Origin of the sequence: Stenotrophomonas sp. 22692 (genome assembly GCF_052045015.1) — a bacterium.
Taxonomy (GTDB): domain Bacteria; phylum Pseudomonadota; class Gammaproteobacteria; order Xanthomonadales; family Xanthomonadaceae; genus Stenotrophomonas; species Stenotrophomonas geniculata.
Window position 1 is genome coordinate 66853 of record NZ_JBQEMR010000013.1, and the last position, 26529, is coordinate 93381.

At 66.4% G+C, this 26529-nt stretch carries 26 protein-coding genes and 1 tRNA gene; 15 read left to right on the top strand and 12 right to left on the bottom strand.

Going from position 1 to position 26529, the window contains the following annotated elements:
* Positions 1–32: 32 nt before the first annotated feature.
* Positions 33–108, top strand: a tRNA-Thr gene (locus ACTJJM_RS11980).
* A gap of 112 nt (positions 109–220) precedes the next feature.
* On the opposite strand, the gene ACTJJM_RS11985 is transcribed toward ACTJJM_RS11980, so the two are convergent.
* The 3 genes from ACTJJM_RS11985 to ACTJJM_RS11995 form a co-directional block, all read right to left on the bottom strand.
* A complete protein-coding gene (locus ACTJJM_RS11985) occupies positions 221–1006 on the bottom strand; it encodes a hypothetical protein (protein WP_329835120.1) in 786 nt (261 codons plus the stop codon).
* A 137-nt stretch (positions 1007–1143) separates the two neighbouring features.
* Entirely contained in the window at positions 1144–1467 is a 324-nt protein-coding gene (locus ACTJJM_RS11990; protein ID WP_191850474.1) for a hypothetical protein, read from the bottom strand.
* Positions 1468–1547: 80 nt separating this feature from the next.
* The gene (locus ACTJJM_RS11995) at positions 1548–1955 is read right to left on the bottom strand and encodes a hypothetical protein (protein ID WP_440865608.1); all 408 of its coding nucleotides are present in this window, start codon (positions 1953–1955) and stop codon (positions 1548–1550) included.
* 594 nt (positions 1956–2549) lie between these two features.
* Here ACTJJM_RS11995 and ACTJJM_RS12000 point away from each other — a divergent pair.
* Complete coding sequence (locus ACTJJM_RS12000) at positions 2550–3320, top strand: DUF3011 domain-containing protein (RefSeq protein ID WP_440865610.1); 771 nt, start codon at positions 2550–2552, stop codon at positions 3318–3320.
* A gap of 24 nt (positions 3321–3344) precedes the next feature.
* On the opposite strand, the gene ACTJJM_RS12005 is transcribed toward ACTJJM_RS12000, so the two are convergent.
* On the bottom strand, positions 3345–3692 hold the full coding sequence (locus ACTJJM_RS12005) for a hypothetical protein (RefSeq protein WP_010486978.1): 348 nt from the start codon (positions 3690–3692) through the stop codon (positions 3345–3347).
* A 132-nt stretch (positions 3693–3824) separates the two neighbouring features.
* Here ACTJJM_RS12005 and rocF point away from each other — a divergent pair, with 132 nt between their 5' ends.
* The 3 genes from rocF to ACTJJM_RS12020 all read left to right on the top strand — a co-directional run bounded on the left by rocF (position 3825) and on the right by ACTJJM_RS12020 (position 5469).
* Complete coding sequence (gene rocF, locus ACTJJM_RS12010; RefSeq protein WP_043401829.1) at positions 3825–4745, top strand: arginase; 921 nt, start codon at positions 3825–3827, stop codon at positions 4743–4745.
* Positions 4746–4907: 162 nt separating this feature from the next.
* The gene (locus ACTJJM_RS12015; RefSeq protein WP_008266021.1) at positions 4908–5045 is read left to right on the top strand and encodes an entericidin A/B family lipoprotein; all 138 of its coding nucleotides are present in this window, start codon (positions 4908–4910) and stop codon (positions 5043–5045) included.
* Between the two features lie 202 nt (positions 5046–5247).
* Positions 5248–5469 carry a CsbD family protein gene (locus ACTJJM_RS12020; protein ID WP_004137109.1) on the top strand — a complete coding sequence of 74 codons (222 nt, stop codon included), beginning with the start codon at positions 5248–5250 and terminating at the stop codon, positions 5467–5469.
* Between the two features lie 73 nt (positions 5470–5542).
* Here ACTJJM_RS12020 and ACTJJM_RS12025 read toward each other — a convergent pair whose 3' ends face one another.
* Positions 5543–6343 (bottom strand): hypothetical protein, encoded by an 801-nt coding sequence (locus ACTJJM_RS12025; RefSeq protein ID WP_248854218.1) that lies wholly within the window; start codon positions 6341–6343, stop codon positions 5543–5545.
* Positions 6344–6451: 108 nt separating this feature from the next.
* On the opposite strand from ACTJJM_RS12025, the gene ACTJJM_RS12030 reads away from it, so the two are divergent.
* From ACTJJM_RS12030 to ACTJJM_RS12045, 4 genes are all read left to right on the top strand, one after another.
* Positions 6452–7747 (top strand): tryptophan--tRNA ligase, encoded by a 1296-nt coding sequence (locus ACTJJM_RS12030; RefSeq protein WP_279915023.1) that lies wholly within the window; start codon positions 6452–6454, stop codon positions 7745–7747.
* Positions 7748–7951: 204 nt separating this feature from the next.
* Entirely contained in the window at positions 7952–8248 is a 297-nt protein-coding gene (locus tag ACTJJM_RS12035) for a hypothetical protein (RefSeq protein ID WP_248854220.1), read from the top strand.
* 103 nt (positions 8249–8351) lie between these two features.
* Positions 8352–9284 carry an MBL fold metallo-hydrolase gene (locus tag ACTJJM_RS12040; protein ID WP_279914915.1) on the top strand — a complete coding sequence of 311 codons (933 nt, stop codon included), beginning with the start codon at positions 8352–8354 and terminating at the stop codon, positions 9282–9284.
* Between the two features lie 105 nt (positions 9285–9389).
* A complete protein-coding gene (locus ACTJJM_RS12045; RefSeq protein WP_019338602.1) occupies positions 9390–11042 on the top strand; it encodes a M28 family metallopeptidase in 1653 nt (550 codons plus the stop codon).
* An 88-nt stretch (positions 11043–11130) separates the two neighbouring features.
* Here the strand turns inward: ACTJJM_RS12045 and ACTJJM_RS12050 are convergent, their stop codons facing one another.
* Both ACTJJM_RS12050 and ACTJJM_RS12055 read right to left on the bottom strand, forming a co-directional pair.
* On the bottom strand, positions 11131–11427 hold the full coding sequence (locus ACTJJM_RS12050; RefSeq protein ID WP_010486965.1) for a hypothetical protein: 297 nt from the start codon (positions 11425–11427) through the stop codon (positions 11131–11133).
* Positions 11428–11494: 67 nt separating this feature from the next.
* Positions 11495–12829 (bottom strand): MFS transporter, encoded by a 1335-nt coding sequence (locus ACTJJM_RS12055; RefSeq protein ID WP_019338650.1) that lies wholly within the window; start codon positions 12827–12829, stop codon positions 11495–11497.
* A 223-nt stretch (positions 12830–13052) separates the two neighbouring features.
* On the opposite strand from ACTJJM_RS12055, the gene yedA reads away from it, so the two are divergent.
* Both yedA and rarD read left to right on the top strand, forming a co-directional pair.
* Positions 13053–13958, top strand: coding sequence for a drug/metabolite exporter YedA (gene yedA / locus ACTJJM_RS12060; RefSeq protein WP_019338651.1), 906 nt, complete (start codon positions 13053–13055; stop codon positions 13956–13958).
* Complete coding sequence (gene rarD, locus ACTJJM_RS12065) at positions 13955–14848, top strand: EamA family transporter RarD (protein WP_440865615.1); 894 nt, start codon at positions 13955–13957, stop codon at positions 14846–14848. The genes yedA and rarD overlap by 4 nt, the downstream gene beginning before the upstream one ends.
* A 117-nt stretch (positions 14849–14965) precedes the next feature.
* Here rarD and ACTJJM_RS12070 read toward each other — a convergent pair whose 3' ends face one another.
* From ACTJJM_RS12070 to ACTJJM_RS12090, 5 genes are all read right to left on the bottom strand, one after another.
* A complete protein-coding gene (locus ACTJJM_RS12070) occupies positions 14966–17824 on the bottom strand; it encodes a TonB-dependent receptor plug domain-containing protein (RefSeq protein WP_440865617.1) in 2859 nt (952 codons plus the stop codon).
* Between the two features lie 359 nt (positions 17825–18183).
* Positions 18184–19500 (bottom strand): ABC transporter permease, encoded by a 1317-nt coding sequence (locus ACTJJM_RS12075; protein WP_019338654.1) that lies wholly within the window; start codon positions 19498–19500, stop codon positions 18184–18186.
* Between the two features lie 12 nt (positions 19501–19512).
* Complete coding sequence (locus ACTJJM_RS12080; protein WP_440865619.1) at positions 19513–20670, bottom strand: ABC transporter permease; 1158 nt, start codon at positions 20668–20670, stop codon at positions 19513–19515.
* A gap of 14 nt (positions 20671–20684) precedes the next feature.
* Entirely contained in the window at positions 20685–21374 is a 690-nt protein-coding gene (locus ACTJJM_RS12085; protein WP_049435531.1) for an ABC transporter ATP-binding protein, read from the bottom strand.
* Positions 21375–21476: 102 nt separating this feature from the next.
* Positions 21477–22730 carry an efflux RND transporter periplasmic adaptor subunit gene (locus tag ACTJJM_RS12090; RefSeq protein ID WP_053442389.1) on the bottom strand — a complete coding sequence of 418 codons (1254 nt, stop codon included), beginning with the start codon at positions 22728–22730 and terminating at the stop codon, positions 21477–21479.
* A 202-nt stretch (positions 22731–22932) separates the two neighbouring features.
* On the opposite strand from ACTJJM_RS12090, the gene ACTJJM_RS12095 reads away from it, so the two are divergent.
* Genes ACTJJM_RS12095 through ACTJJM_RS12110 form a run of 4 tightly spaced genes read left to right on the top strand, consistent with a single transcriptional unit; the run spans position 22933 to position 26428 of the window.
* Positions 22933–23829, top strand: coding sequence for an ABC transporter ATP-binding protein (locus tag ACTJJM_RS12095; protein WP_440865622.1), 897 nt, complete (start codon positions 22933–22935; stop codon positions 23827–23829).
* Positions 23826–24608, top strand: coding sequence for an ABC transporter permease (locus ACTJJM_RS12100; protein ID WP_440865624.1), 783 nt, complete (start codon positions 23826–23828; stop codon positions 24606–24608). Before ACTJJM_RS12095 ends, ACTJJM_RS12100 begins: the two co-directional genes overlap by 4 nt.
* Before the next feature lie 6 nt (positions 24609–24614).
* A complete protein-coding gene (locus ACTJJM_RS12105) occupies positions 24615–25829 on the top strand; it encodes a sensor histidine kinase (protein ID WP_043401794.1) in 1215 nt (404 codons plus the stop codon).
* Entirely contained in the window at positions 25826–26428 is a 603-nt protein-coding gene (locus ACTJJM_RS12110) for a response regulator (RefSeq protein ID WP_197576878.1), read from the top strand. The genes ACTJJM_RS12105 and ACTJJM_RS12110 overlap by 4 nt, the downstream gene beginning before the upstream one ends.
* Positions 26429–26529 lie beyond the last annotated feature (101 nt).

The window sequence follows — 26529 nt, forward strand, 5'->3', positions numbered from 1 at the left end:
GACCGCGGCACTGCCGCGGGTGCACCACCCATGCCGCTTTAGCTCAGTTGGTAGAGCAACTGTCTTGTAAACAGTAGGTCATCCGTTCGATTCGGATAAGCGGCACCATCTTCGATCCCTTGGCATCCGCACATGTCCACGGAGAACAATCAACCTGCTGCAATGGCGGGTTTTTTTGTGCGTTGCCGTTCTGGGGAAGAATGGGAGCCTGCAGGCAAGTTCACCGTGGCACCGCAATGCCCCTTTTGAGTTGACTGCAACGTTGGAGCATACGTTCGCCGGATTGCTCCTTGAGTTGAATGCGGCCATCGGCGAGAAGGGGATAGGTCTCGAGACGGACACGATAGGCTGCTTGCGAAGACAGCTGCACTGCAGCGTCGTCCGAGCCGATGGCGGCTCCAGGTAGCGAATCCTCTCGAACAACGCCATTTACCTGAAGCTGTGCGCAGAGTCCGGCGTAGTAGGCGATGCGTTCATCAAGCGCCTGAGGGTGCCTTGTGGCATGACCTAGCGCATGGAATGTCTCGTGTGCGACCAGATCGACAAGGTTCGCAACCGTCCGTTCGCGGTCGTCATGTATCGAAGCCGCAAGTGCCAACGTCTTCCCACCCGAGAACGATCCAAAAGTACGCGACTGTATCGTCGCGGCGGTATCCGTTGGCGCGAGAAGGATCCGGTATCTGTTCGCCTTTGCTTCTATCCATGATTCGGAGAATTTCGCTGCTGCATCAATGCGCATGCAGGTATCGGCAACGTCAATCTGTGTTCCTGCAGCCATCAAGAGCAGGATTTCGTGCTGGGTGCTGGCGCAGTGAACCGATTCCAGAGCGGGCAGGTCCTTGCGCCCCGGAACAGTGGACAGGGATCGGAAGTAGCGGAATGGACCGAGAGGCGTGGACACCAGCTCGGTGTAGCCATCCGGAGGGATGCCTTGTGGCAATCCAATTGTTGCGGCGCAGCCTGCCAGGATGGAGGCGGCGAATGCGGCGAGTACGACTCCTTTCATCGCTTCTCCCAGAGGTGCGGGTGCTCAAGGTGCAGCCACATCTCCCGTTGTTTACTACATCTCCATGCACACGTGCGGCGAGGGGTGGTTGACACAATCCCGTCTTTCGAACTCCCGGTAGTCTGGCGCGAACAGTTTCAATCAAACCGGATGATGCGGATCAACCCTCTTGTCGACGATCCGTCTCCGAAGGCGGCCAATGTGCCATAGGGGAATGCCTCCTTCGCACCGTCATGGTTGATGAATGAGATCGTGCAGTTCGTCCGAGTGCCGGGACGGATCCGGGTCATGGTTCTGTCATTCAAGACGAAGCTGTACCACGTGAGTCGGGGACTCATGGAGAGCGCCATGGGGCGCGCGGTGGAGGCGATCAACTCGGGAACAGCGCCGCCGCGCGAATCCACTTCGTCCAGTCGCAGCTCAACGAGAACAGGTTTCAGGTTTGGATAAGGTGTGCTCATTCCAGAAGCGGGCCTGCTCGATTCGATAGCCACGGCAGTGACGTTGTGAACCTGTGCAACGGGGATCTCAATGTTCCGCATTATTGAGCCCTACCCACCTGCAACGCTACATACTCCGCCAGCCCCCGACAGGCCAACATCAGCCCTTCGCGCGTGTCATCGCCGATATCGTCTTTCTCTTCCCCGTCCACGCGCACGCGCTCTGCGGCGTGGTACAGCTCCAGCAGCGACACCAGGCCCACTGCGGCGCGCTCCCTGCGTGCGGCAGCCACGACGTCGCCAGGTGTGCCTGCCGGTCCCGGCCACGGCTGTCCATCGGCGGCGTCACCGGCCTGGATGCGCTGCAGGCAGCCGGGCAGGTTGATCGGCGCAGGGGCCTCGTTGGCGGCAGCGAAAGCGGCCTCCAACGGCTGCGCCAGTTCGGGCGGCAGGCGCAGGGCCGCCTCGCCCAGGGTGGCAGTCAGGTACGGGTGATGAGTCTTGGGCATGCGGGCATCCTCGTCGGGAACAGAGGCGCCACCCGAAGAGGGTGGCGGGCGATGCGTGGCTTCCAAGACCGGGTCAACGAATCGGCGGGCACGAGGCCCCCACGCACCGCCCGCCGTCGATCGGCGAACGGATTGCCAGCCGGCGCCGTACTTGGGAGGACGACGCCGGCTGGCAAGCGTATACATCGTTGACAACACAGGCTTGGAAGTCCCGACCACCTTTGCAGGTGGCGATTCATCATGCGCACGTGAAATCACCGCCTGCCAGTCGTTTGTTTCGATGGCATCGGGTGATCTGAAAGGGAAAATGAATTATCGCAATTGGCCCGTTTCGACCATGGCAATGCCAGAAGCGACATATCGCGCAGGACTGCAACCAACGACGAATTCTGGTGCGTCATTGCTGTCGCACGGCCCTTTAAGGCCCAGAAAGTAAAGCTGGCTCAACTTTCCCGGCAGGGCTTCCAGAACACCCTACCAGACATGAATCCCCACGCGCACCACCCGGATCTTGATATCCCTCACGTACAGCCAGCGACGCCCCACCGCATACTGCCGCCACACGCCCACCCTGGGCCCCTTCGGGATCCGCACATGCGTCGCCATGCCCTGTCGCTCACCGTCGCACTTTTGTCCACCACCTTCGTGGCCCCGGCCATGGCTGCGGTACCGTTCTTCAACGCCAGCTGCCCAGGCGGTATCGACGTGCACGCCGACGAAGGCGGTCCGGTCTACGTGCAGGGCCGCGAGGCCACGGTGAAACGCTTCAACGACCGCTATTCCGAAGCGCGCGATGCCAACAGCGGCATCACGCTGTCGATCAGCAGCAACGAGGACGGCACGCCGCAGATCAGCTATACCGGCCGAGGCGGCGCCAATGGCATCTGCCAGGTCAGTGCCAGTGGAACGCCCGTACCGTCTGAACATCGCGACCACCGTCGCCACGATGACGACAACGACGCGGCGCTGCCGCGCGAAGTCACCTGCGAATCCACCGGCCAGCAGCAGGTGTCGTGCGACATGGATACCCGTGGCAACGTGGAAATCGTGCGCCAGCTCAGCCACACCCGCTGCGAACAAGGCCAGAACTGGGGCCTGTCGCGGCATTCGGTGTGGGTGAATGGTGGCTGCCGTGCGGTCTTCCGCAATGTGTCCAAGGCGGCCAACAGCGCGCCGGCGGGGGATACCGCGCTGGGTTCCTGCAATATGCGCAAGGGTGCGCAAGGCACGCTGGTGACTCAGCTACCGGTGGGCAGCGATTATCAGGAGTTGATCATCGATTATCCCGATGGCCGCTTCCTGTGCATGATGCGCAACAACGGCCAGGTGCAGAGCGTGACGCCTGTTCGCCACCGCGGACGCTGAGCGCGCAGCGGGCTGGGGCAGGCTTCAGCCGCAGGACCTATACAGCAACACCCACGCCAGCATCAGGGCGAACATACCAACGAAGGTCAGGCCGAACCATAGCGCCGCCACCTTCACGTTGCCGATCAACGCCGTCGCCACACGGGGCAGCTCGCTTTTCAGAATCGGGTGTTCGGCGTGTGCTTTGCGCAGACGCTGCCAACCCAACCCGAGGAATACCAGGGTCGAGAACGGCACCAGCAGTAGCGTCGCCTGCATCAGCCAGCGGTTCGGCGACGCATCGATCGAGCTGCTCAACAGAACCGCAAAAGCGGCAATGGGCAGCGCGCCCATGAAGAAGCGTGGCCATGCGGTATTGATGAAGGGCGACATCGCAATCTTCCATGAAGGACGGTCGGGTCCGCGCGGCATCATGCCATGCCAATGCCCTGCTGCACCGCCGCGAGTGGTGTCACACAGCTCTGGCTAGACTGTGCTTCTTTTTCCCCACCGCAGGAGGCACCCATGGCCCATCCCATTTCCGTATCCCTGATTGGCGTTCCCACCGATGTCGGTGCGGGCCATCGCGGTGCACGGCTGGGGCCGGAAGCGCTGCGCGTGGCTGGGCTGCCGGAGGCGCTGGAGGCGCGTGGCGTGGACGTGCGCGACCTGGGCAATCTGGATGGTCCGCGCAACCCGTGGACCGCGCCGGTGGAAGGTTACCGGCACCTGGATGAAGTGGTGGCGTGGAACCATGCGCTGATGGAAGCCAGCTATGCCGAACTGCAGGCCGGCCGCATGCCGATCATGCTCGGTGGCGACCATTGCCTGGGCATCGGTTCGATCACTGCCGTGGCACGCTGGTGCCGCGAGCAGGGCAAGACCCTGCGCGTGCTGTGGCTGGATGCGCATTCCGATTTCAACACCAGCGATGTCACCCCGTCGGGCAACATCCACGGCATGCCGGTGGCCTGCCTGTGCGGCCTCGGCCCGAAGGCGCTGACCCACCTCGGCGGCAGCGCACCGGCGATCACCCCGTCGCAGATGCACCAGATCGGTATCCGCTCGGTGGACCCGGACGAGAAGCGCCTGATCAAGACCCACAAGGTCGATGTGTACGACATGCGCTACATCGACGAGAACGGCATGAAGCGCGCGGTGGAAGCGGCGCTGGCCGGTATCGACGAGAACACCCACCTGCATGTCAGCTTCGATGTGGACTTCCTCGACCCCAGCATCGCACCGGGCGTGGGCACCACCGTGCCGGGCGGGGTGAACTACCGTGAGGCGCAGCTGGTGATGGAAATGATCGCCGACACCGGGCGCATGGGGTCGCTGGACATCGTTGAGCTCAACCCCTTGCTGGACAAGCAGAATGCCACCGCTGAACTGGCCGTGGACCTGGTGGAAAGCCTGTTCGGCAAGTCCACCCTGATGCGCGACTGACCGCCCCTGCTGAACGGATTGCCGAACCGTTCACGCCCGCTCCACGCCCCTGCCGCCAGATTGCACTTCACGCGGCGGCAGTGGGCATTGGTGCCCTCCCGCCGAGCGAAAGAATCCCATCCGCGAATGAAGCGGTATAGCGGCGAACCCAAGGAGAAGCCCATGAAGCGCGTAGTTGCCCTGATGCTGTTGTCGATGTTCTCGGTGGCCCTGCTGGCCGGTTGCAACACCATTGCCGGTGCCGGCAAGGATGTGCAGAAGGCGGGCGAAAAGGTTGAAGACACCGCCAAGGGCCGTTGAGCCCTGCACGAAACGGAAAGAGAAAGGGCCGGGGACATCCCCGGCCTTTTTTGTGCGTGCTTTTCACTGCGTGATGTCGAAGCGTAGTGAACCATTCAAGCAAGTGAGCAGTGTTTTCATGGTCGGTTGACCGGTACCCAACAGCTGCTGCGCGAAGCTGGAGCCACGGTAAGAACGCCGTTGCAGCCAAGGATTCCCAGCAATGAACAAAGACATCATTTCCGGCAAGTGGTCGCAGCTGAAGGGCAAGGCCCAGGCCAAGTGGGGCGATCTGACCAACGACGATTTCGATGTGGCCGAGGGCAATGCCGAGTATCTGGCCGGTCGCCTGCAGGAACGTTATGGCTGGGCCAAGGACCGCGCCGAGAAGGAAGTCCGTGAGTTCCAGGACAGCGTCAGCAAGGACTACCCGGACTACAAGTAAGCGCTTCGGTTTCCCTCACAACACAACGCCCGCACCGAGAGGTTGCGGGCGTTGTGTTGTCTGGGCGGGAGGATCAGCGCGCCGGCGGGTCCGGCACGTAGCGGTTGGGGAAGGCCTGGGGCTCGCGCGGCAGGCGCGAGGGTGAATCCACCAGGATGCCGCGTGCGCGCAGGTTGCGGGCGCTGTCGTAGCGCAGCTGCAGGACTTGGGCGGGGCTGCGGCTGGCGCGTTCGAAGTTGGTATCGCGTACCGACGACTGTTCGCGAGCGCCGTGGCCGGTGCCCAGCGCAGGGGCCTGCGACTTGCTGGCATAGCCCTCGATGCGGCTGGCACTGGCATCAGCGGCAGCCTCGGCTTGCGCGGCCGGGGCCGGCAGCGGCAGGCCACGGCGCAGGATCGGTTCGGGGCGCCAGCGGCGCGCTTCCTCGAACACGGCCACGCCCACCACGCCGATGTTGTCCGGGCGGCCGGTGCGGCTGGCATAGCTGCCGCTGGGGCTGCTGAACACGAACTGCGCCACTTCGTCCTGGCTCTTGCGCCAGCCGGTGATGTCGGCGCGCTGGCCGGGGTTGAGCACGTAGCCGGTCTGCGAGGGATCGGCATCCTCGCCGGAGATGGCGTTGACGCCGTCCACCGACAGCACCACCAGCACCCGGCGCGGGCTGTCGTTGTACAGGCGCACGGCGTAGCGGTGGCCGCGCTCGCCGGCCACCCAGCGCTGGCCCTCGGCAGGGTAGCTGCGCAATTCGGTACCGCGGTCGCGGTCGACCAGGGACATGCGCACGGGGCCGCCCTCGTACACCGGCGGCGGCATGGGAGCCGGGCGGAAGCCGGCCAGGGGCAGGATCAGCAGCAGGGGCAGCAGGCGTTTCATCGGGCGTCTCCAGCGGGGTTGCGTGAATGAACGCGCCGCGGGCCCTGACGGGGTTGGTGGCGTGCAAGGTAAACTGGCCCCGTTCATCGAAGGTTACCCCACGCAGTCATGACGACCCGAGTCCTTACCGGCATCACCCCCTCCGGCACGCCCCACCTGGGCAACTACGTTGGCGCCATCCGTCCGGCCATCGCGGCCAGCCGCGCGCCGGGGATCGAGAGCTTCTTCTTCCTGGCCGACCTGCACAGCCTGATCAAGTCCCAGGACCCGCAGCGCACCCAGCGCGCGACCCTGGAGATCGCGGCCAGCTGGCTGGCCTGCGGCCTGGACCCGGAACACGTGTGGTTCTACCGCCAGAGCGACATCCGCGAGACCACCGAGCTGATGTGGTTCCTGACCGCCATCGCCAGCAAGGGCATCCTCAACCGCGCGCACGCCTACAAGGCGGCGGTGGACAAGAACCGCGAGGAAGGCCTGGACGAGGACGCAGGCGTCAGCGCCGGCCTGTTCATGTACCCGGTGCTGATGGCTGCCGACATCCTGATCTTCAAGGCCAACCAGGTACCGGTGGGCCGTGACCAGATCCAGCACATCGAGATGGCGCGCGATTTCGCCCAGCGCTTCAACCACGTGTACGGCAAGGAGTACTTCCCGCTGCCGGACGTGGTGATCGACGAGCAGGTGGCGACGCTGGCGGGCCTGGATGGCCGCAAGATGAGCAAGAGCTACCACAACACCATTCCGCTGTTCGTGCCGCGCGAGGAGCTGAAGAAGCTGGTGTTCTCGATCCTGACTGACTCGCGCGCACCGGGCGAACCCAAGGACACCGAGGGCTCGGCGCTGTTCCAGATGTACCAGGCCTTCGCCACCCCGGAACAGACCGCCGAATTCGCCAAGGCGTTCGCCGCCGGCATCAGCTGGGGTGATGCCAAGCAGCAGCTGTTCGAGCGCATCGACAGCGAGCTGTCGCCGCTGCGCGAGCGCTACAACGCGCTGATGGCCGAGCCGGAGAAAATCGAAGCGTTGCTCAAGCGCCGTGGCCAGCAGCTGCGCGAGCAGCTGGCGGTACCGCTGCTGGAAGAGCTGCGCCACGCGGTGGGCCTGCGTGACCTGTCCAGCGCCGGCGACATCGCCAGCGAGGATGCCGGCGTGGCCCGCGTGGCACCGCCGCTGTTCAAGCAGTACCGCGAGAAGGACGGCCGCTTCTACTTCAAGCTGACCGCCGGTGACGGCACGCTGCTGATCCAGAGCGAAGGCTTCGATTCGCCGCGTGATGCCGGCCAGCTGATCGCGGTGATCAAGCAGGCCGAGCAGGGCGACCAGCTGCAGAGCGAACTGTTCAAGCTGGAAGCCGAAGTGGACGCCGTGCTGGCCGCGCTGGCCGTGCTGCGCGAAGGGACCTGATCGCCGGGCCTGCCTGCCCTTTGTAGAGTCGAGCCATGCTCGACTTTGCTCCGCCTCTGTAGAGCCGAGCCCATGCTCGGCTGGGCTGCAAAGCAGCCGAGCATGGACTCGGCTCTACAGGGAAGCACTCCGCCGGCACGACCGTGGCACAGCGCCCATGGCATGATGTCCGCGCGCCTCCGGCGCGATGACATGGAGTCTGCGATGGCCTGGTTGTCGCTGCTGCTGTTCCTGCCCTGGTTCCTGCTGCTGGGCAGCCTGTACTGGCTGTTCCCGCGCCAGCCGCGTACCCCGCGGCGGCGCCTGTTCGACAGCACCACCCTGGCGCTGGCCTTCGCCCTGAGCATCGTGTCGATGCTGTGGGGCTACCGCATCGGCGTGGTGCAGCCCGGCGCCGGACCCATCTGGCCACAGGTGCTGGCGGTGCTGTATGCCTACGGCGCGTTCCTGGCGGTGCTGGTGCTGGCGTTGCTGCTGCGGCCACGCTGGTTGGACCGGTAGTGCCGGCCAGCGGTCGGCACTACCCGACCAAAGCCGCATCGAACCCGGGCCGCCTGCGCGCCTACCATGGGGGTCCGTTCCCGATCCTGCCAGGTGCGTGCCGATGACCGCCGACCCCAGCATCCACACCATCGATACCGGCTTCCAGCGTCCCGACTTCGACGCGGCCTATCTGATCGTTGAGAACGGCCGCGCCGCGTTCGTCGACTGCGGCACCGGCCTGTCAGTGCCGGCCATGCTGCAGGCGCTGGCCGACGCCGGCCTGGGCGTGGACGCGGTGGACTGGCTGCTGCTCACGCACGTGCACCTGGACCACGCCGGCGGCGCAGGCTTGCTGATGCAGCAGCTGCCGAACGCAAAGGCGGTGCTGCACCCGCGCGGTGCGCCGCACATGATCGACCCGACCCGGCTGATTGCCGGTGCGACGGCGGTGTACGGTGCCGAAGAGATCGCACGCAGCTATGGCCGCATCGAGGCGATTGCCGAACACCGCGTGGTGGTGGCCGAGGACGGCCACCGCATCGACCTGGCCGGCCGCGAGCTGGTGCTGCTGCACACGCCGGGCCACGCGCTGCACCACTACTGCGTGTGGGATGCGCGCAGCCGCAGCTGGTTCACCGGCGATACCTTCGGCATCTCCTACCGCGAGCTGGACAGTGCGCAGGGCGCTTTCATCTTCCCCACGTCATCGCCGGTGCAGTTCGATCCGGAGGCGATGAAGGCCTCGATCCAGCGCATGCTGGGCTACGGCCCGCAGGCGATGTACCTGACCCACTATGGGCGCGTGGAACAGGTGGAAAAACTGGCCGACGACCTGTTCGAGCAGATCGATGCGATGGCGGCCATCGGCCGCCAGTGCGATGGCCGGCCGGATCGCCACCGCTGCCTGTTGGCTGCACTGCAGGCGCTGTACCTGGAGCGTGCACAGCTGCATGGCTGTGCGCTGGACGATGCGGCGGTGACTGCGGTGCTGGCGATGGACATCGAGCTCAACGCGCAGGGCCTGGCGTGCTGGCTGGACCGCATCAGCAGGTAGATCCACGCCATGCGTGGATGACGTGGGCCCAGGCTGCGCCGTGATGTCACGACCACGTTACACTCTGGTGACTTCCAAGCTAGCCGTGGTACTGCCGTGAATCCGATGCGCGTGTTGCTGCTGTCGTCCTGCCTGTTCGTCGGTGGCCTGGCCCATGCGGCCAATGACCTTCCCGGTGGCGGCATCGATCCGCAGGCACTGTCGCGCCACGTGCGTGTGCTGGCGTCGGATGAATTCGAGGGCCGCGCGCCGGCCACCGAAGGCGAAGAGCGCACCGTGCAGTACCTGATCGAGCAGTTCCGCAGCTACGGCCTGCAGCCGGGTGGCGTGGATGGCAGCTGGGTGCAGCCGGTGCCGCTGGTACGTGCGCAGCTGGAGGGGCCGGCCAAGGCCAGCCTGTCGCTGAAGCAGGGCAGCCGCGCGCTGGCCAACGGCGTGGACGTGACCCTGCAGAGCCTGCAACCGCGCAAGCGCGTGCAGATCAAGGATGCGCCGCTGGTGTTCGTCGGCTACGGCATCGATGCGCCGGAACGCCACTGGAACGACTACAAGGACGTGGACCTGCACGGCAAGATCGCCGTCGTGCTGATCAATGACGCCGATTTCGAAGCCGATGCGCCGGGCGCGTTCGATGGCAAGGCGGTGACCTATTACGGCCGCTGGACCTACAAGTTCGAGGAAGCCGCGCGCCGTGGTGCCGAAGGCGTGCTGATCGTGCACGAGACCGCGCCGGCTGCGTATGGCTGGGCCACGGTGAAGAGCTCGGGCACCTCGCCGCTGTTCGACATCGAGCGCGGCCAGGCCGAGGCGATGGCGCAGCACACGCCGCTGCGCGGCTGGATGCAGCGCGAACTGGCCGAGGCGATCTTCGCCGACGCCGGCCTCGACTTCGATGCCGAGAAGCGCAAGGCGATGCGTGCAGACTTCCGCCCGGTAGCACTGGACAACGCGAAGCTGAGCGTGGATTTCGCGCTCAAGCGCGAGCAGGTGGTGACCCGCAACGTGGTGGCCAAGCTGCCCGGCGGCGAGCATGGCGACGAGGCGGTGATCTTCTCCGCGCACTGGGATGCGTTCGGTATCGGCCAGGCCGATGCCAAGGGCGATCGCATCCGCCGTGGTGCGATCGACAACGCCACTGGCGTGGCCACGGTGCTGGAACTGGGCCGCGTGTTCGCCGCCGGCCCGCAGCCGCAGCGCACGCTGTATTTCGTGGCCCTTACCGCCGAAGAGAAGGGCCTGCTGGGCGCCAGCTACTACGCCGCGCACCCGCTGGCGCCGCTGGACAAGACCGCCGCAGTGCTGAACATCGAAATGTTCAGCCCGGATGGCCCGACCCGCGACATCGCTTCGTGGGGCAAGGGCCGGGTGTCGCTGGAAGGCGATCTGGAACGCGTGGCCAAGGCCCGCGGCCGCAGCTACAGCCCGGACCCGAACCTGGAAGCGGGCTTCTTCTACCGCGCCGACCACTTCGCCTTCGCCCGCCTGGGCGTGCCGGCGATCACCATCGGCCCGGGCCTGGACAAGCTGGACGGCGGTGTTGAAGCCGGCCGTGCGCTGCGCGAGAAGTACTTCGCCGACTGCTACCACCAGGCCTGCGATGCCTGGACCCCGAGCTGGGATCCGAGCGGCCACGCCGCCGATACCCTGCTGGTCTACGACCTGGGTGCCGAGCTGGCCAACAGCCGCCGCTGGCCGACGTGGGAAAAGGAATCGGAGTTCCGCAGCGCACGCGACAAGAGCGAAGCCGCCCGCCGCTGAGGTAGTGCCGGCCGCTGGCCGGCAACCTCGTGAACCTTCGGAAAGAATGTGGAGTTGCCGGCCAGCGGCCGGCACGATCGCGCGCTCGTCAGCGCCGGCGCAACAGCGTCCATGCGCCCCAGCCACTGGCAGCGAGCGCGGCCAGATAGCACGCCACCATCGTACGCAGGCCAACCGGTGATCCTGCGTTGATGCCGCGATGCAGGCGCAGCTGCAGCGAGCTGTGGCCGCTGCCCAGGTCCACCGCCAGCTGCAGCGCCAGCGCGCCGCAGAACACCAGCAGGGCGATCCCGAATCCGATGCGTGGCCACGCGGCCTGCGCGTTGGGACGGCGCAGCAGCCAGGCCAGTGCCGTGGCTGCGGCCAGCGTCGCCGCGATCCACATCAGTGGCGTGGCGGGAGACGCAGCGGCCACCGGCATTGCACCGGTGGCCGCAATTACGGCAACGCGCTTACGTGCGGGTGCCGTCGAGCCAGTTCGGGCCCTTGTTGGTAAGGAAGAACACATAGACCACCAACGATACCGCGATCGTGGCGGTTACGTAGATAGCGAACCAGTCGACATGGCCGGTCTTCAGCGCGCCCTGGTACAGCAGCGGGGCGGTGCCACCGAACAGCGAGTTGGCCAGCGCGTAACCCAGGCCCACGCCCAGTGCACGCACGTGGGTGGGGAACAGCTCGGCCTTCACCACCGCGTTGATCGAGGTGTAGCCGGTGAGGATGACGAAGGCCATGGCCAGGGTCAGGAAGGCCAGGGTGGCGTCATGCTGGTGCGGCAGCTGGGTGATCAGGTACCAGCTGTACAGCACACCGCCCACACCGAAGAACACCAGCAGGGTCTTGCGGCCGATGATGTCCGACAGCCAGCCGCCGACCGGCTGCAGCACCATCAGGAACGCCAGCACGCCCAGGTTGATCAGGGTGCCGGTCATCGGGTCGTTGCCGGCGAAGGCGCTCTGGATCATCTTCGGGCCGTTCACCGAGTAGGTGTAGAAGGCCACGGTGCCACCGGCGGTGATCAGGAAGCACAGCAGCAGCGGGCGCCACTGGTGCACGAACAGCTCGTACATCGAGCCGGACTTCTGTGCCTTGCCTTCGCGTGCGGCTTCGATGGACGACTCCGACAGCGATTCGTCCATGCCGCGGCGCAGCCAGAACACCACCACCGCGGCGATGCCACCGATGCCGAAGGCGATGCGCCAGCCCCACTCGGAGATCTCCGGCTTGCCCCAGAAGGTCAGCATCAGCAGCAGGGTCAGCTGGGCCAGCACATGGCCGCCAACCAGGGTGACGTAGTGGAAGGAGGACAGGAAGCCGCGACGGCCGGGAATGGCCGCCTCGGACATGTAGGTGGCGCTGGCACCGTACTCGCCACCGGTGGCGAAGCCCTGCAGCAGGCGTGCGAACAGCAGGATGACCGCGGCCCAGATGCCGATGCTGGCGGCGGTGGGGGTGATGGCGATGAGGAACGAGCACAGCGCCATCAGCGTGACCGAGACCGTCAGCGCCAGGCGGCGGCCGTGGCGGTCGGCGAAGCGGCCGAAGAACCAGGCACCGATCGGGCGCATCAGGAAGGTCGCGGCGAAGATCGCCCACACGTACAGGGTGGAGTTCTTGTCGTCCGGCGAGAAGAACTGCGATTCGAAGTACACGGCGAACACCGAGTACACGTAGACGTCATACCACTCCACCAGGTTGCCGGCGGAGCCTTTGAGGGTGTTGGAGATCGACCGCCGCAGGGCAGCGCGGTCGTTTGCGGGTACGGCAGGTTGGGACGTGGTGCTCATCTGGGTGGGAATCCTCGATGCGGCGCGTCCGTGCGCAGGGAAAACGGCGCCCGGCCTTGGGGCGGCGCGGCCGGGCAGCCCTCTTGGTACTGCATCGGCCGTCAACACGGGGTAGCAGACCAGAGCAGGGTGCATGGATGGATGACAGCGTGCCACTGTCCGGGGTCCCGGACCATACTCAAAACGTCCTAGAATCCGCCTTCCCCCGGCTCCCTGGTGTGTCATGTCGGCTCCCCCTTCTTCGTCTGCGGCTGCCCCCCGGGGTGGCCTTGTCGCGCTGGCATTGCTGCTGGTCTACGTGGTCTGGGGCTCGACCTACCTGGGCATCGCCAAGGCCCTGCACGGCGGCGCGCTGCCGCTGACGATGGTCTCCGGCAGCCGGTTCATCATTGCCGGTGGCCTGATGTTCCTGGCCTTGCGCCTGTTCTGGACGATGCCGAACCCGACCCTGCGGCAGTGGCGCAACCTGGTGGTGATGGGCGTGACCATGCTGGTGCTGGGCAACGGCATGGTGGTGCTGGCCGAGCGTGAGGTGTCTTCGGGCCTGGCCGCTACCGCGGTGGCCTCGGTGCCGCTGTGGATGGCGCTGTTCTCGGCGCTGCGCGGCCAACATGCCAGCAAGGGTGAATGGCTGGGCATCGCGGTCGGCTTTGTCGGCGTGGTCTGGCTCAATGCCGGCAGCAGCCTGACCGCCTCGCCGACCGGGCTGGTGCTGCTGCTGATCGCGCCGATCGGCTGGGCGTTCGGTTCGGTGTGGTCACGTGGCCTGGACCTGCCGGGCCCGTTCATGACCGCTGCCGGTCAGATGATCTGCGGCGGCGTGCTGCTGGTGCTGATCGGCCTGGCCGTGGGCGAACGCCCGACCACGCTGCCCGACACCGGCGGCCTGCTGGCGATGGCCTACCTGTGCGTGTTCGGCTCCATCGTCGCGTTCACCGCCTACGTATGGCTGCTGCAGAACGTGCGCCCGGCGCTGGCGGGCAGCTATGCGTACGTCAATCCGGTGATTGCGGTGTTGCTGGGCGCTGCATTGAATGGTGAACGCTTTGGATGGCGGGACTTCCTCGCCATGGCGGTGATTCTTCTGGGTGTGGTGGTGCTGACAATGGCAAGGACACGAAAGAAATGAGCATGGACGAGAAAGAACAACGCCGGGGCCTGCTGGTCACTGCGTCCACCTTCGTGATCTGGGGGGTGGTGCCGGTGTACTGGCACCTGCTCAACGAGGTCCCCTCGTTCCAGATCATCGCCCACCGCATCATCTGGAGCACCGTGCTGGTGCTGGGCTGGCTGCTGCTCAGTTCGCGCCTGGGCTGGTGGCAGAAGATCGCCGCACAGCCGCGCGCGCTGCCGATCCTGCTGGTGTCGAGCCTGACCATCGCGTTCAACTGGGGCCTGTACATCTGGGCGGTCAACGCCGGCCATGTGATCGAAACCAGCCTGGGTTACTTCATCAACCCGCTGGTGAACGTGCTGCTGGGCGTGCTGGTGCTGAAGGAGCGCCTGCGCCGCCTGCAGTGGGTGGCGGTGGCGATGGCGGCGGTGGGTGTGGCCTGGCTGACCATCGATGCGGGCACGCCGCCGTGGATCGCGTTGGGCCTGGCCTGTTCGTTCGGCCTGTATGGGCTGCTGCGCAAGCTGGTTTCGGTCGATCCGGTGGCCGGGCTGGGCGTGGAGAGCATGTACCTGTTCCTGCCGGCGCTGGCGTTCGCGATCTGGGCCGAGAACGGCCATGGCGGCGCGTTCTTCCATGGCTGGGGCTGGCGCAACGACCTGCTGCTGATCTTCGGCGGTGCGGTGACGGCCGTGCCGCTGATCGGCTTTGCTTACGGCGTGAAGCGCATTCCGCTGTCGCTGGTCGGCATCCTGCAGTACATCGCGCCGAGCCTGCAGCTGCTGCTGGGCGTGTTCTTCTTCCACGAAGCGTTCGATACCGCCAAGGCGATCGGCTTCGCGGCGATCTGGGCCGGCCTGGTGCTGTTCGTCGGCGACAACATCCGCACGATGCGCAAGCGGTAGCGGCGCCGGGATCCGGCCACGCTTTCCGCAAAAAAAGAACGGCGCCCCGAGGGGCGCCGTTCTGCTTCCATCCACCGCCAGGAGAGAGATGGCGGTGGCGGGAACGCGGTTGCAGGCTTAGAAGCGCTGCTGGTACTTCATGTACATGAAACGACCGATGTCGAAGCCACCGTAGTAGGTGAAGCTGCTGTTCGGCTGGCTGTACATGATCGGACCCTGGTGGTCGAAGACGTTGTTCACGCCCAGCGACACGGTGCCGTCCCACGGCAGGCTGTAACGCACCTGCAGGTCGTGGAAGGTGTTGGAGCCCACCTTGCGGCTCGGCTGCGCATCGGTGTACGGCGAGACGAAGCCGGCCATGTTGCAGTCCGGGCCACCGGCCAGGTCATACGAGCAGGCTTCCTTCATGCCCGAGTAGTAGCGGGCGGTCCAGCCGATGCCCAGATCGCCGTACTGCCAATCCAGGTTGAAGGTCGAACGCACGCGGAAGTTGCCCTGCCAGCCGGTCTTCTGCTCCACCGGCGTGGTGGCGGCGGTGTCGTTGCGCTGCTCCAGGTAGTCGGTGTAGGTGGTGTTCCAGTTGATGGCGAACTTGCCGTACGCGGTTTCCGGCAGGCGGTAACGCACGCCGATGTCATAGCCGGCGGTTTCGCGATAGCCAGCGTTGACCAGCGAACGATCCAGCGCCGAGACCTGGCCACGGGTGGCCGCAGCGGTGGAACGGGTGAAGCGACCGCAGGCCGAATCCACGCCCTGCACGTAGCACTGGTTGAGGATGTCGGTGGCCGACTCGCCGACGATGGCGTTGTTGATGCGGATCTTCCACCAGTCCAGGCTGACGTCCAGGCCCTGCACGAATTCCGGGCTGTAGACCAGGCCGACGGTCCAGGTCTTGGCGGTTTCCGGCTTCAGTTCCGGGTTGGAACCCGAGTTGAAATCGGAGGTGGCCTGCTGGCCCGGGCGGTTGGCAAGGTTGCCGTCCGCACCGGTCTGCTGACGGAAGTTGGCGGGCACATTCAGCGCCTTGCAGCGTGCTGCCACGGTCGGGCTGCTGGCGGCGATGCCGAACTTCGTATCGCACGGATCGGTGAACGAATCGCGGCTGGACACGGCGCCGCCGTAGAGATCGTCCACGGTGGGTGCACGGAAGCCGGTACCGTAGGTCGCGCGCACCAGCAGGCTGTCGATCGGCTTCCACTTCAGGCCGAACTTGCTGTTGGTGGTCGAACCGAAGGTGTTGTAGTCGGTGTAACGACCGGCCAGGTCCAGCGACAGTTCACGCGCGAACGGCATGTCGGCCAGCAGCGGCACCTGCATTTCCAGGTAGACCTCGTTGAGCGAGTAATCGCCACGGGTCGGCTGGCCGGTGGTGCCGGCGATCTGGCCCTTCTGCACCATCAGGTCCGGGGTGTAGCTGGCCTCTTCGCTGCGGTGCTCGAAGCCCATCGCACCCATGATGTCACCGGCAGGCAGAGTGAACAGCGAGCCGGAGATGTTGGCGCTGGCCACCTTGGTGGTGCTCTTCATCTTGTCCACGAAGCGGGTGAACAGGTAGTCCTGCACGTCCTGGTTGCCCAGCGAGCCCGGGCCCGCATAGCCCATCGGTGCGGCCGGGTTCCACGGCACGCAGCCGGCGATCACCGCACCCGGGGTGCCGCAGCGTGCCACGGTGCCATCCATGAAGGACGGGCCGACCGCCAGGTCGACGTGCGGCTGGTACATGCTGCCGGTACCGATGCGCTCGCCTTCATTGCGGTTGTACATGTAGCTGACGTTCCAGTCCCAGTAACGCGAACCGGTTTCGAAGCTGCCTTCCAGGCCGATGCTGGCGCGCTTGGTGTCCAGGTTGTTCTCGGTGCCGCGCGGCAGTTCTTCAGTGCGGTGCGAGAACAGGACGTCCTGGCCCCACTTGTTGAAGGTGCTGTCCTTGGACAGGGCAGCACGGGTGCCATTGCGGGCCTGTGCGGCCGATACCGAGTACGGGTAGCCGGCCAGGTGCTTGGTCGACTCGCGCTTGCTGTACAGCGCGTCGGCCACGATGCGCAGGTTGTCGGTGATCGAGAAACCACCGTTGGCGAACACCGAGGTGCGCTCCAGACCGCTCAGCAGGCTCATGTTGGTCTTGGCGTTGGCACCATCAGCCGGGTCCGGGGTGTGGAAGTTGCCAGCCTGGCTCGGATTACCGCCCGGGCCCACGGTCAGCGGCTTGCCGCCGACGGTGACGGTGCCCCACTGGGTGGTCGGGCTCAGCGCGTCGACGTCATCGGCGTGGCGTGGGCCACCCGGGTAACGGCTGAACTCGCGCTCGCTGCCGAGGATCTCGTCTTCCTTGGTGCGCTCGGCGCCGACGCTGAACCAGCCGCGGTCGAAGGTCTTGCCGAAGGTGGCGCTGTAGGAGCGCTTCTGGCCGTCGCCTTCACCGTACTGGCCGACGTAGACGCTGGCTTCGCCACCGTCGAAGTTCTTGCGGGTGATGATGTTGACCACACCGGCGATGGCGTCCGAGCCGTACAGCGCGGATGCGCCGTCGGTCAGCACTTCAACGCGCTCGACGATGGCGGACGGAATCGAAGCCAGGTCGGAGTAGCCACCGGCGCTGACGCCCATGCGGCGGCCGTCGATCAGCACCAGGCTGCGTTCCGGGCCGAGGTTGCGCAGGCTGACGTACGTGCCGCCGAAGTCGCGCGAAGAACTCAGCGACGACGAGCGGCTCAGGCTCGGAGCACCGGCGGCGGTGACGTCCTGCAGGATGTCGGCGACGTTGATGTAGCCCTTCTTCTCGATCTCGGCGCGGCTGAGCGCGACGACCGGCTGTGCGGTCTCGACACTGGCCTGGCGGATGCGCGAGCCGGTGATCTCGATGCGGTCGAGATTGGTCGGGGTATCGCCGGCGCTCTGTGCGAAGGCGGGGGTGGTGCAGCTGGCGGCCAGCGCGATGACGATCGCGTTGCGCAGCGGAGTGGTTTTCAGGGACATCCGTGACATCTCGTGTTTCAGGAAAACAAGCGTCCGTTCTGTGGGCGCGTGGGGTGCTGCAAACCAACGTGGGGGCCGGGATTCTAGAGTGTTTCCATTCGTAACTGTTTGTCGCCATGCCGCTGAATGTGCGCGAAGATGAATCGCAACCAACAATCCACAGATGCGATGTGCGCAGCGTCACGCACGTTGCGTGCGCGATGGGCAGAGGCATCGATAGCGGCGGATTTCCGCCGATCTGTAGCAGCGCGTGTGCGCAGGCATCCATCCACGCCATGCGTGGATGACGTGCAAACAAAAAGGGACGGAGCCTTCGCTCCGTCCCTCTGCAGGATGCGCAATCTATCGCTGGGAAATGCTCAGGTTTCGCGCAGCGCCGTGGTGATCGGCAAACGTGCCGCGCGCAGCGCCGGGAACAGGCCGCCAACCAGGCCGATGCCCAGCGCCCACTTCAGCCCGGTCCACAGCAGTTCTGGCGACACATGGAACTTGAACACCACCGCGCTGAAGTTGCTGCCGATGGTGGACACGCTGTAGCCATTGAACAGCAGCCACGCCACCGCGCACCCCAGCAGACCGCCCAGCAGCGCCAGCAGCATCGTCTCCAGCATCACCGCGGTCACCACCGGCAGGCCACGGAAGCCGATCGCGCGCATGGTGGCGATCTCGCGCGCACGCGTGGCAACAGCCGCATACATGGTGTTGAGTGCGCCGAACACCGCACCGACCGCCATGATCGTGCCGATCACCTTGCCGAGGATGTCGATCAGCTTGGTCAGCCCGCCGCCCTGCTTGCTGTAGTAGACGCGGGTGGTTTCCACGTCCAGTTTGAGGCGTGGATCAGCGGCGACGGCGGCCTTGAACTGCTCGAAGCCCGCCTTGCCATCGGTGCGCACGCTGATCGATTGCCAGGCGCTGCGCTGATAAGTGGTGGCCAGCGTATCGGCGTCGGTCCACAGTTCCGAATCATGTGCATCGCCGGTGGCGAAGACACCCACCACGGTCCAGGTCTGGTTGCCCAGCGTCAGCGTCTTGCCCACGTCCAGATCGCGGAACTGGCCCTTGGCGCCCTGGCCGACCACGATCTCGCGCAGGCCAGTGGCGAACGTGCGGCCTTCGACGATCTTGACCTTGTCATGCACCGCCCACGCCTGCGGGCCGACGCCGCGGAACTGCGCGTTGACGTCGGTGCCATCGGACTTCGACACCAGGTTGACCACCTGCGACAGCTCCGGTGACAGCAGCGGCCGACCTTCGGCATCGCGGGTGATGCCGGGCAGGGTGGACAGCGTCGGTACCTGCTCGCGGGTGATGACCGAGTTGGTCTCGGCCTGCGAGCCGCCACGCAGGACGATGGCGGTGGTGTCATCGCCGGTGTTGTTGAGCGTGGCCTGGAAGCCTTCGCCCATCGCCAGCATCGCCACCAGCACGCCGACCACGCCGGCGATGCCGACCACGATCACCGAGGACGCGCCCCAGCGCTGCGGCAGGCTGGCCACGCCGATGCGGGTGGCGGCCAGTGCCAACCGTCCGCCGCGGGTCAGCAGCAGCCACAGGGCCACCAGCACGGCCACGGCCAGCACGCCGATCCACGGCAGGCTGATCCACAGCACCAGGCCGATCACCAGCAGCAGCACGGTCAACGCGTTGCCGGCCCACTTCTTGAACTTGTTCATCTGCAGGTCTCCTCAGCGGCCGGCCAGTGCGTCGACGATCTTCAGGCGCTTGGCACGCAGCGCCGGCAGCAGGCCGACGATGATGCCGATCACCACGATCAGGCCCAGCCCCATCAGCCAGGTGGGCGTCGGTACGTGCGGCGGCAGCATGCCCATGCTCTTCGGGCCGATCGCCGGCAGGATCAGCGCGGCCAGGCCCATGCCGATCAGGCCGCCCAGGCCGATCAGCAGCACCGACTCCACCATCACCAGGGTCAGCACGGTGCTGTCCTTGAAGCCCAGTGTCTTCAGCGTGGCCAGTTCCGGCACGCGCTCGCGCACCGCCTGCGCCATGGTGTTGCCGGTCAACAGCAGCAGGGTGAAGAACACCGCGCCCATGATCGAAGTGACGATCATGCCGATATCCGCGAACTGCTTGACGAAGGCCTGCTGGAACGCCGATTCGGTCTGGGTCTTGGTCTCGTGGTCGGAGTTGGCCGAGATTGCATCGATGGCCTGCGCCACCCGCGAGGAATGGTCCGGATTGTCCAGCGTCACCGTGTACCAGCTCACCTGGTTCTTGATGTAGTCGTTGGATTCGTCGAAGTACTTCCAGTTCATCATCAACTGGCGTTCTTCGTTGGCGGCCAGCGCGCGGTCCTTGGAACGGTAGATGCCCTTCAGTTCCAGCGGCCAGTCGTTGCTGCCGCCACGCGGGAAGATGGTGGCCTGCAGCGGGATGGTGTCGCCGACCTTCCAGCCGAACTGCTTGGCCAGCGTCTCGCCGACGATCGCGCCGGTACGGGTCTGTTGCCAGTCCTGCAGCTGCGCCGGGTCGATCTGCAGCTCGCGGTAGACATCGAAGTAGTTGGGCGCCACCGAGAAGTTGGGGAAGAAGTTCTTCGGGTCCTGGTAGATGCCACCGAACCACATGCCGTAGGTGACATCGCGCACGCCGCTGACCTGGCGGATCTGCGCTTCCAGGCGGATCGGCAGCGACTGGGTGATCGACAGGCGCGAGGCTGTCACCAACCGGTTGGCGCCTTCCACACTGCCGCCGGACGAGAACGCCACGCGTACCGAGTCGAGCATGCCGAACAGCAGGAACGCGGCCACCACCGACAGCAGGGTCAACAGGGTGCGGGTGCGGCTGCGGAACAGCTGCGCCCAGACCAACGAGAAGTATTTCATCGCTGTGGCCTCCGTCAGTGGGCCAGCGGGGCGTCAGCCAGCTCGCCCTTGTCCAGGTGCACCGTGTGGGTGGCGTACTCGGCGGCCTTCGGGTCATGGGTGACCATGATGATGGTCTTGCCGTGTTCGCGGTTGAGCTGCTGCAGCAGGCCCAGGATCTCTTCGGCGGACTGGCGGTCGAGATCGCCGGTCGGTTCGTCGCAGATCAGGAAGGTCGGGTCGGAGACGATCGCGCGGGCGATTGCCACGCGCTGCTGCTGGCCGCCGGACAGTTCGTTGGGGCGATGGCTGCGGCGGTCGGCCAGGCCGACCAGGGTCAGCGCGATCTCGGCGTTGCGCTTGCGCTGCGCCGCACTGAGGTGGGTCAGCAGCAACGGCAGTTCCACGTTCTTCTGCGCGGTCAGCATCGGCATCAGGTTGTAGAACTGGAACACGAAGCCGACGTGATGGCTGCGCCACGTCGACAGCTGGCCGCCGCTCATCTGGTCGATGCGCTCGCCTTCGATGCTGATTTCGCCGCCACTGGGGTTGTCCAGCCCACCGATCAGGTTGAGCAGGGTGGTCTTGCCCGAACCGGACGGGCCCATCAGCGCGACGAAGTCGCCGCTGGCGATGTCCAGGTCGATGCCGTGCAGCACCTGCACTTTCTCGGGGCCACGCTGGTAGGTCTTGGTGATGTTGCGCAGTGAAACCAGGGTCGACATGGGTGGTTCTCCACGGAAGGCGGGAAACGGGGAAGCGCACCTGCGGTGGCCGCAGGCGTGCGTCGAGCGGTGTTGCCGGCGGCGCCCATGGGCGCCAGGCCGTTACTGCGCTTGTTTCTGTTGCACCTTGGCGCCATCGCGCAGGGTGTCCGGCGGGTTCACCACCACCGATTCACCTGCACTCACGCCCTTGAGGATCTGACGGTCCTTGCCCATCGCCTGGCCGGCCTCGACCGTGCGCTGCTGCACGCGGCTCTCGTCGCCCAGCACGAAGGCCACCGAGGCGCTGTCGCGCTGGACTACGGCGCCGCCTGGCACGCGCACGCCCTGCGGCTTGGCGGCCGCCTGCGGCTGGGCCTGTTCCAGGAAGCTGACCCGCACGCCCATCTCCGGCACGATGCGCGGGTCCTTCACCTTCAGCGCCACGCGCACCTTCACCGTGGCCTTGCCGCGGTCGGCGGTAGGGATGATGGCGATCACCTCGCCCGGAATCTTCCACTCCGGATAGGCGTTGAGCGTGGCTTCCACCGGCATCTTCGGCTGCACGCGGCCGATGAAGGCCTCGCCCACCTCGACTTCGATCTCCAGCGAGTCCATGTCGACGATGGTGCCGATGCCGGTACGGGTGAAGCCACCGCCTGCCGACAGCGGCGAAACGATTTCGCCGGGCTGCGCGGCCTTGGCGGTGACCACCCCGGAGAACGGCGCGCGCACGATGTTGTTGTCCACGCCCAGATCGGCGATGGCCAGCTGGTCGTTGGCGACCTTGACGTTGCGCTGGGCGGTCTCCAGCTGCGCACGCAGGCTGTCGCGCTGTGCCACGGCCTGGTCGTACTGTGAGCGCGATACCAGCTGCTGGCCGACGAGTGCCTGCAGGCGGCTGGCTTCGGCGGTGGCCTGCTTCTGCTGCGCCTCCAGCCCGGCCACCTGGCTGCGTGCGGCCTGAAGCTGCGAGGCATACAGGCTGCGCTGGGCGTCGGCATCAATCGGGTCCAGCGTGGCCATGATCTGGCCCTGTTCCACGCGCATGCCCTCCTCGATCATCACCTCGCGCACCTTGCCGGTGATCTTGGCCGAGACCGTGGCCATGCGGCGGGCGACCACGTAGCCGCTGGCGTCGAGCACCGAACTGCTGGCATTGCCCTGCTGGATGGCCACGGCGGGCGCGGTTTCCACCTCCACGGCCGGCGCACGGCCGAACAGGAAGGCGACGGCGGCGGCGATCAGCAGCACGGCCACGATGATCGCGATCCACAACCAACGGCGACCACCGCCGTTGCTGCCACCACCGGAGGCCGGCGGCGGCGATTTGCGGTCGATACGGAGTTCCTTCAACAGCTCGGCAGAAGCGTTCATTCGTTCCATCACAGGCGTTCGGGCGGGTGTGGCCGGAAGGGCAGACGGCGGCGGTTCCGGCGGTGGAGCGTGCGGCACAGCATGAAGGCAGGTACGGCGATGACGGCAGTGACAGCTGTCACCCGATGACACTGACGGCGGCAACTGCGAAATGTGACCACGCCGGTACAGGATGGCAACGTCCCCGCTACCGGTACCGCCCATGGATCCGATCGCCCCGTCGCTGGCCCGCCTGCAGCAGGTGCAGGTGCGCTACCGCGACCATACCGCCCTGCATGGCATCGACCTGCAGGTCCGCGCTGGCCAGGTGCTGGCATTGCTGGGCCGCAACGGTGCCGGCAAGAGTACCGCGATCAGCGTGCTGTTGGGCCAGCGTCGCGCCGATGCCGGCCTGGTCGAGCTGCTCGGTGGCGACCCGCAGCAGCGGGCCAGCCGATTGGGCCTGGGCGTGATGCTGCAGAGCACGAACCTGCCGCCGATGCTGCAGGTGGACGAGCTGGTGGCCCAGGCCAGTGCCTGTTACCCCGACCCGATGCCGTTGCCGGAGGTACTGCAGCGCGCCGGACTGCAGGCGCTGGCGCGCCGCCGCTACGGCCAGCTGTCCGGCGGCCAGCAGCGTGCCGTGCAGTTCGCCATCGCGCTGTGCGGCCGCCCGCGCGTGCTGTTCCTGGACGAGCCCACCACCGGGCTGGACATCCAGGCGCGGCAGGCGATGTGGCAGGCGGTGCGGCAACTGGTGGCCGAAGGCTGCGGCGTGTTGCTGACCACCCACTACCTGGAAGAGGCCGAGGCATTGGCGCAGCAGGTGGTGGTGCTGGAACAGGGGCGGGTGCTGGCCGACGCGCCGCTGGGCGAACTGCGCCTGGCCGACCGGCCGCGTCGCATCCGTTGCCGCAGCACGCTGTTGGCCGACGACGTGCAGCACTGGCCGGGGGTACAGCAGGTGCAGCGCGACGGCGAGCATCTGCAGCTGCTGGCGAGCCCGGCCGAGCCGGTGGTGGCACGCCTGCTGGCGGCCGACGCGCAGTTGCGTGAGCTGGAAGTACAGGGCGCGGCGCTGGCCGACGCCTTCCTCGACCTGACCCGGGAGGCCGCATGAACACGATGACCCGCACCGGTACCGCACCGGCGCAGGCATCTGCCTGGCGCCAAGCCCTGCGTCCGTACCGCGCTGAGCTGGTGGCCGAACTGCGCCGCGCCTGGCGTACGCCCGCCTTCGCCGTACCTTCGCTGCTGTTCCCGGTGCTTTTCTACCTGCTGTTCGGCGTGCTGTTGGGCCGTGGCCACGCACCGCTGTACCTGTTGGCCACCTACTGCGTGTTCGGCGCGATGGCCCCGGCGCTGTTCGGCTTCGGCGTGCAGCTGGCGCTGGACCGAGAAGGCGGGCTGCTTACGCTCAAGCGGGCGCTGCCGATGCCGCCGGCGGCGCCGCTGCTGGCGCGACTTGCGATGGCCATGCTGTTCGCGCTGCTGGTGGCCTCGTTGTTGATCGGCGTGGCATCTGTGCTGGGGGGTGTGCAGCCGCACGCCCTGCAGGTGCTGCAGCTGCTGGCGGTGGCGGGCCTGGCTGCGCTGCCGCTGGGGGCGATCGGCCTGCTGATCGGCAGCCATGTCAGTGCCAGCGCAGCGCCGGCGATGGTCAACCTGGTCTACCTGCCGCTGGCGTTGCTGTCGGGCCTGTGGCTACCGCTGTCGGCGCTGCCCCAGCTGTTCTCGACGATGGCACCGCTGTGGCCGACCTGGCATCTGGCGCAGCTGGCGCTACCGGTGGTCGGGCTGCCGTCGGTGGGCAGCATGGCAGGCCATCTGCTGGTGCTGCTGTTGGTCACGGTTGTGGCGCTGCTGCTGGCGCGCCGCCGCCTGCGCCGGATCGGCTGAACTGGCATGATCGGCAGCGATCGTCCCCGCCTGGATCACCCCGTGTCGTCGAGCTGGTTTGCGTCCCTGCTGCGCCCCGCACCGGATTCGGCGGTGGCCGACAACCTGCGCCGCGGCAAGCCGGCCTGGGCCGATGCCATCCACCTGCTGTGGACGGTGTGGGTGTTCATGACGCCGCTGTTTTCAGGGGGGTACACGCTGCGCTGGCTGTGGTTCACCCTGGCCAGCTATCCGTTGTTCCTGTTGTTGTATGCGCGCCTGCTGCTGTCGCCGCGGCACCATGCGCCCCGCTATGCACTGGCGATGACCGCGCTGGCGATCGTGCTGGTGCCCTGGTACCCATCGGGCATCAGCTACTTCATTTTCGGCTGCGTGATGCTGCGGGTCTGCGGTCGCAGCAGCTGGTGGCGTTATCTGTTGCTGCTGGCCGTGCTCAACGCGGTGTTCTACCTGGTGGCCTACCTTGCGCACTACCCGTGGCAGAGCCTGGTCTGGGTGCCGGCGGTGTCGTTCATCATCGGCATGGTGGTGAACGTGGAGACGGTGAACAAGGAAAAGGATGCCGCATTGCAGCTTTCGCAGGAGGAAGTACGGCGGCTGGCCACCACCGCCGAGCGCGAGCGCATCGGCCGCGATCTGCATGATCTGCTCGGCCATACCCTGTCTTTGATCACGTTGAAGCTGGAGCTGGCGCGCAAGCTGCACGACCGTGGCGATGCCCGTGCGCGGCAGGAGATCGGCGAAGCCGAGGACATCGCCCGCGAAGCGCTGGCCCAGGTACGCAGTGCGGTCACCGGCATCCGTGCCAGTGACCTGGCCGGCGAACTGGCCTCGGCGCGCCTGCTGCTGGAATGCCAGCAGGTGCACCTGCAGTACGCGCCTCCACCGCCGATGCCGGTGGACGTGGAGCGCGGACTGGCGCTGGTGCTGCGCGAGGCGGCAACCAATATCGTGCGCCACGCGCAGGCGACGCAGGCGCGGGTGGAATTCATGCTGGAAGGACGAATGCTGGCGATGCAGATCCGCGACGATGGCCGTGGCGGCGTACAGGCCGAAGGCAATGGATTGTGCGGCATGCGCGAACGGGCGATGGCGCTGGGTGGACAGTTGTCACTGCAGTCGCCGCGCGGAGAGGGCACGGTAGTGACCGTGCGCGTGCCACTGGTGGCCGCGACCACGCCGCTGTCGCCAGCGTCACTGGCTCAGGATGGTGCTGCATGATCCGCATCCTGCTGGCCGAAGACCAGGCGATGGTGCGTGGCGCACTGTCGGCGCTGCTGGGCCTGGAGCCGGATATCGAGGTGCTGGGCAGCGCCGCCGACGGTGAGGCTGCGTGGCGCATGCTGCAGCAGCTGCAGCCGGACATCCTGGTGACCGACATCGAGATGCCGGGCCTGTCCGGGCTGGAGCTGGCACAGCGCATCGCCCGCCATGGACTGCCGATCAAGGTGGTGATCGTGACCACCTTCGCCCGCGCCGGTTTCCTGCGCCGCGCGCTGGAAGCGGGCGTGCTGGGGTACCTGTTGAAGGACGCACCGGCGGAGAACCTGGCCGATGCACTGCGCAAGGTGAAGCAGGGTATCCGTGCGATCGACCCGCAACTGGCACTCGATGCCTGGTCGCAGGCCGACCCACTGACCGACCGCGAGCGCCGCGTGCTGCGGCTGGCCGGCGAAGGCCGTACCGCCAGCGAGATCGCCGAGCAGCTGGGGCTGTCGCACGGCACGGTGCGCAATTACCTGTCCGAGTGCATCGGCAAGCTGGGTGTGGCCAACCGGATCGAGGCGTACCGGCTGGCGCGGCAGAAGGGGTGGTTGTAGGGGACCGGTAGCGCCGGGCCATGCCCGGCGGATCATTTCCGCGCCTGCGGAGGGGTGTCACTTTCTTTGCGCGCAAAGAAAGTAACCAAAGAAACGCTCCG

Coding starts and splice junctions, on each gene's coding strand:
- ACTJJM_RS11985 (WP_329835120.1), bottom strand. CDS start 1,006: ATGAAAGGAGTCGTACTCGCCGCATTCGCCGCCTCCATCCTGGCAGGC.
- ACTJJM_RS11990 (WP_191850474.1), bottom strand. CDS start 1,467: ATGAGCACACCTTATCCAAACCTGAAACCTGTTCTCGTTGAGCTGCGA.
- ACTJJM_RS11995 (WP_440865608.1), bottom strand. CDS start 1,955: ATGCCCAAGACTCATCACCCGTACCTGACTGCCACCCTGGGCGAGGCG.
- ACTJJM_RS12000 (WP_440865610.1), top strand. CDS start 2,550: ATGCGTCGCCATGCCCTGTCGCTCACCGTCGCACTTTTGTCCACCACC.
- ACTJJM_RS12005 (WP_010486978.1), bottom strand. CDS start 3,692: ATGTCGCCCTTCATCAATACCGCATGGCCACGCTTCTTCATGGGCGCG.
- rocF (WP_043401829.1), top strand. CDS start 3,825: ATGGCCCATCCCATTTCCGTATCCCTGATTGGCGTTCCCACCGATGTC.
- ACTJJM_RS12015 (WP_008266021.1), top strand. CDS start 4,908: ATGAAGCGCGTAGTTGCCCTGATGCTGTTGTCGATGTTCTCGGTGGCC.
- ACTJJM_RS12020 (WP_004137109.1), top strand. CDS start 5,248: ATGAACAAAGACATCATTTCCGGCAAGTGGTCGCAGCTGAAGGGCAAG.
- ACTJJM_RS12025 (WP_248854218.1), bottom strand. CDS start 6,343: ATGAAACGCCTGCTGCCCCTGCTGCTGATCCTGCCCCTGGCCGGCTTC.
- ACTJJM_RS12030 (WP_279915023.1), top strand. CDS start 6,452: ATGACGACCCGAGTCCTTACCGGCATCACCCCCTCCGGCACGCCCCAC.
- ACTJJM_RS12035 (WP_248854220.1), top strand. CDS start 7,952: ATGGCCTGGTTGTCGCTGCTGCTGTTCCTGCCCTGGTTCCTGCTGCTG.
- ACTJJM_RS12040 (WP_279914915.1), top strand. CDS start 8,352: ATGACCGCCGACCCCAGCATCCACACCATCGATACCGGCTTCCAGCGT.
- ACTJJM_RS12045 (WP_019338602.1), top strand. CDS start 9,390: ATGCGCGTGTTGCTGCTGTCGTCCTGCCTGTTCGTCGGTGGCCTGGCC.
- ACTJJM_RS12050 (WP_010486965.1), bottom strand. CDS start 11,427: ATGTGGATCGCGGCGACGCTGGCCGCAGCCACGGCACTGGCCTGGCTG.
- ACTJJM_RS12055 (WP_019338650.1), bottom strand. CDS start 12,829: ATGAGCACCACGTCCCAACCTGCCGTACCCGCAAACGACCGCGCTGCC.
- yedA (WP_019338651.1), top strand. CDS start 13,053: ATGTCGGCTCCCCCTTCTTCGTCTGCGGCTGCCCCCCGGGGTGGCCTT.
- rarD (WP_440865615.1), top strand. CDS start 13,955: ATGAGCATGGACGAGAAAGAACAACGCCGGGGCCTGCTGGTCACTGCG.
- ACTJJM_RS12070 (WP_440865617.1), bottom strand. CDS start 17,824: ATGTCCCTGAAAACCACTCCGCTGCGCAACGCGATCGTCATCGCGCTG.
- ACTJJM_RS12075 (WP_019338654.1), bottom strand. CDS start 19,500: ATGAACAAGTTCAAGAAGTGGGCCGGCAACGCGTTGACCGTGCTGCTG.
- ACTJJM_RS12080 (WP_440865619.1), bottom strand. CDS start 20,670: ATGAAATACTTCTCGTTGGTCTGGGCGCAGCTGTTCCGCAGCCGCACC.
- ACTJJM_RS12085 (WP_049435531.1), bottom strand. CDS start 21,374: ATGTCGACCCTGGTTTCACTGCGCAACATCACCAAGACCTACCAGCGT.
- ACTJJM_RS12090 (WP_053442389.1), bottom strand. CDS start 22,730: ATGAACGCTTCTGCCGAGCTGTTGAAGGAACTCCGTATCGACCGCAAA.
- ACTJJM_RS12095 (WP_440865622.1), top strand. CDS start 22,933: ATGGATCCGATCGCCCCGTCGCTGGCCCGCCTGCAGCAGGTGCAGGTG.
- ACTJJM_RS12100 (WP_440865624.1), top strand. CDS start 23,826: ATGAACACGATGACCCGCACCGGTACCGCACCGGCGCAGGCATCTGCC.
- ACTJJM_RS12105 (WP_043401794.1), top strand. CDS start 24,615: ATGATCGGCAGCGATCGTCCCCGCCTGGATCACCCCGTGTCGTCGAGC.
- ACTJJM_RS12110 (WP_197576878.1), top strand. CDS start 25,826: ATGATCCGCATCCTGCTGGCCGAAGACCAGGCGATGGTGCGTGGCGCA.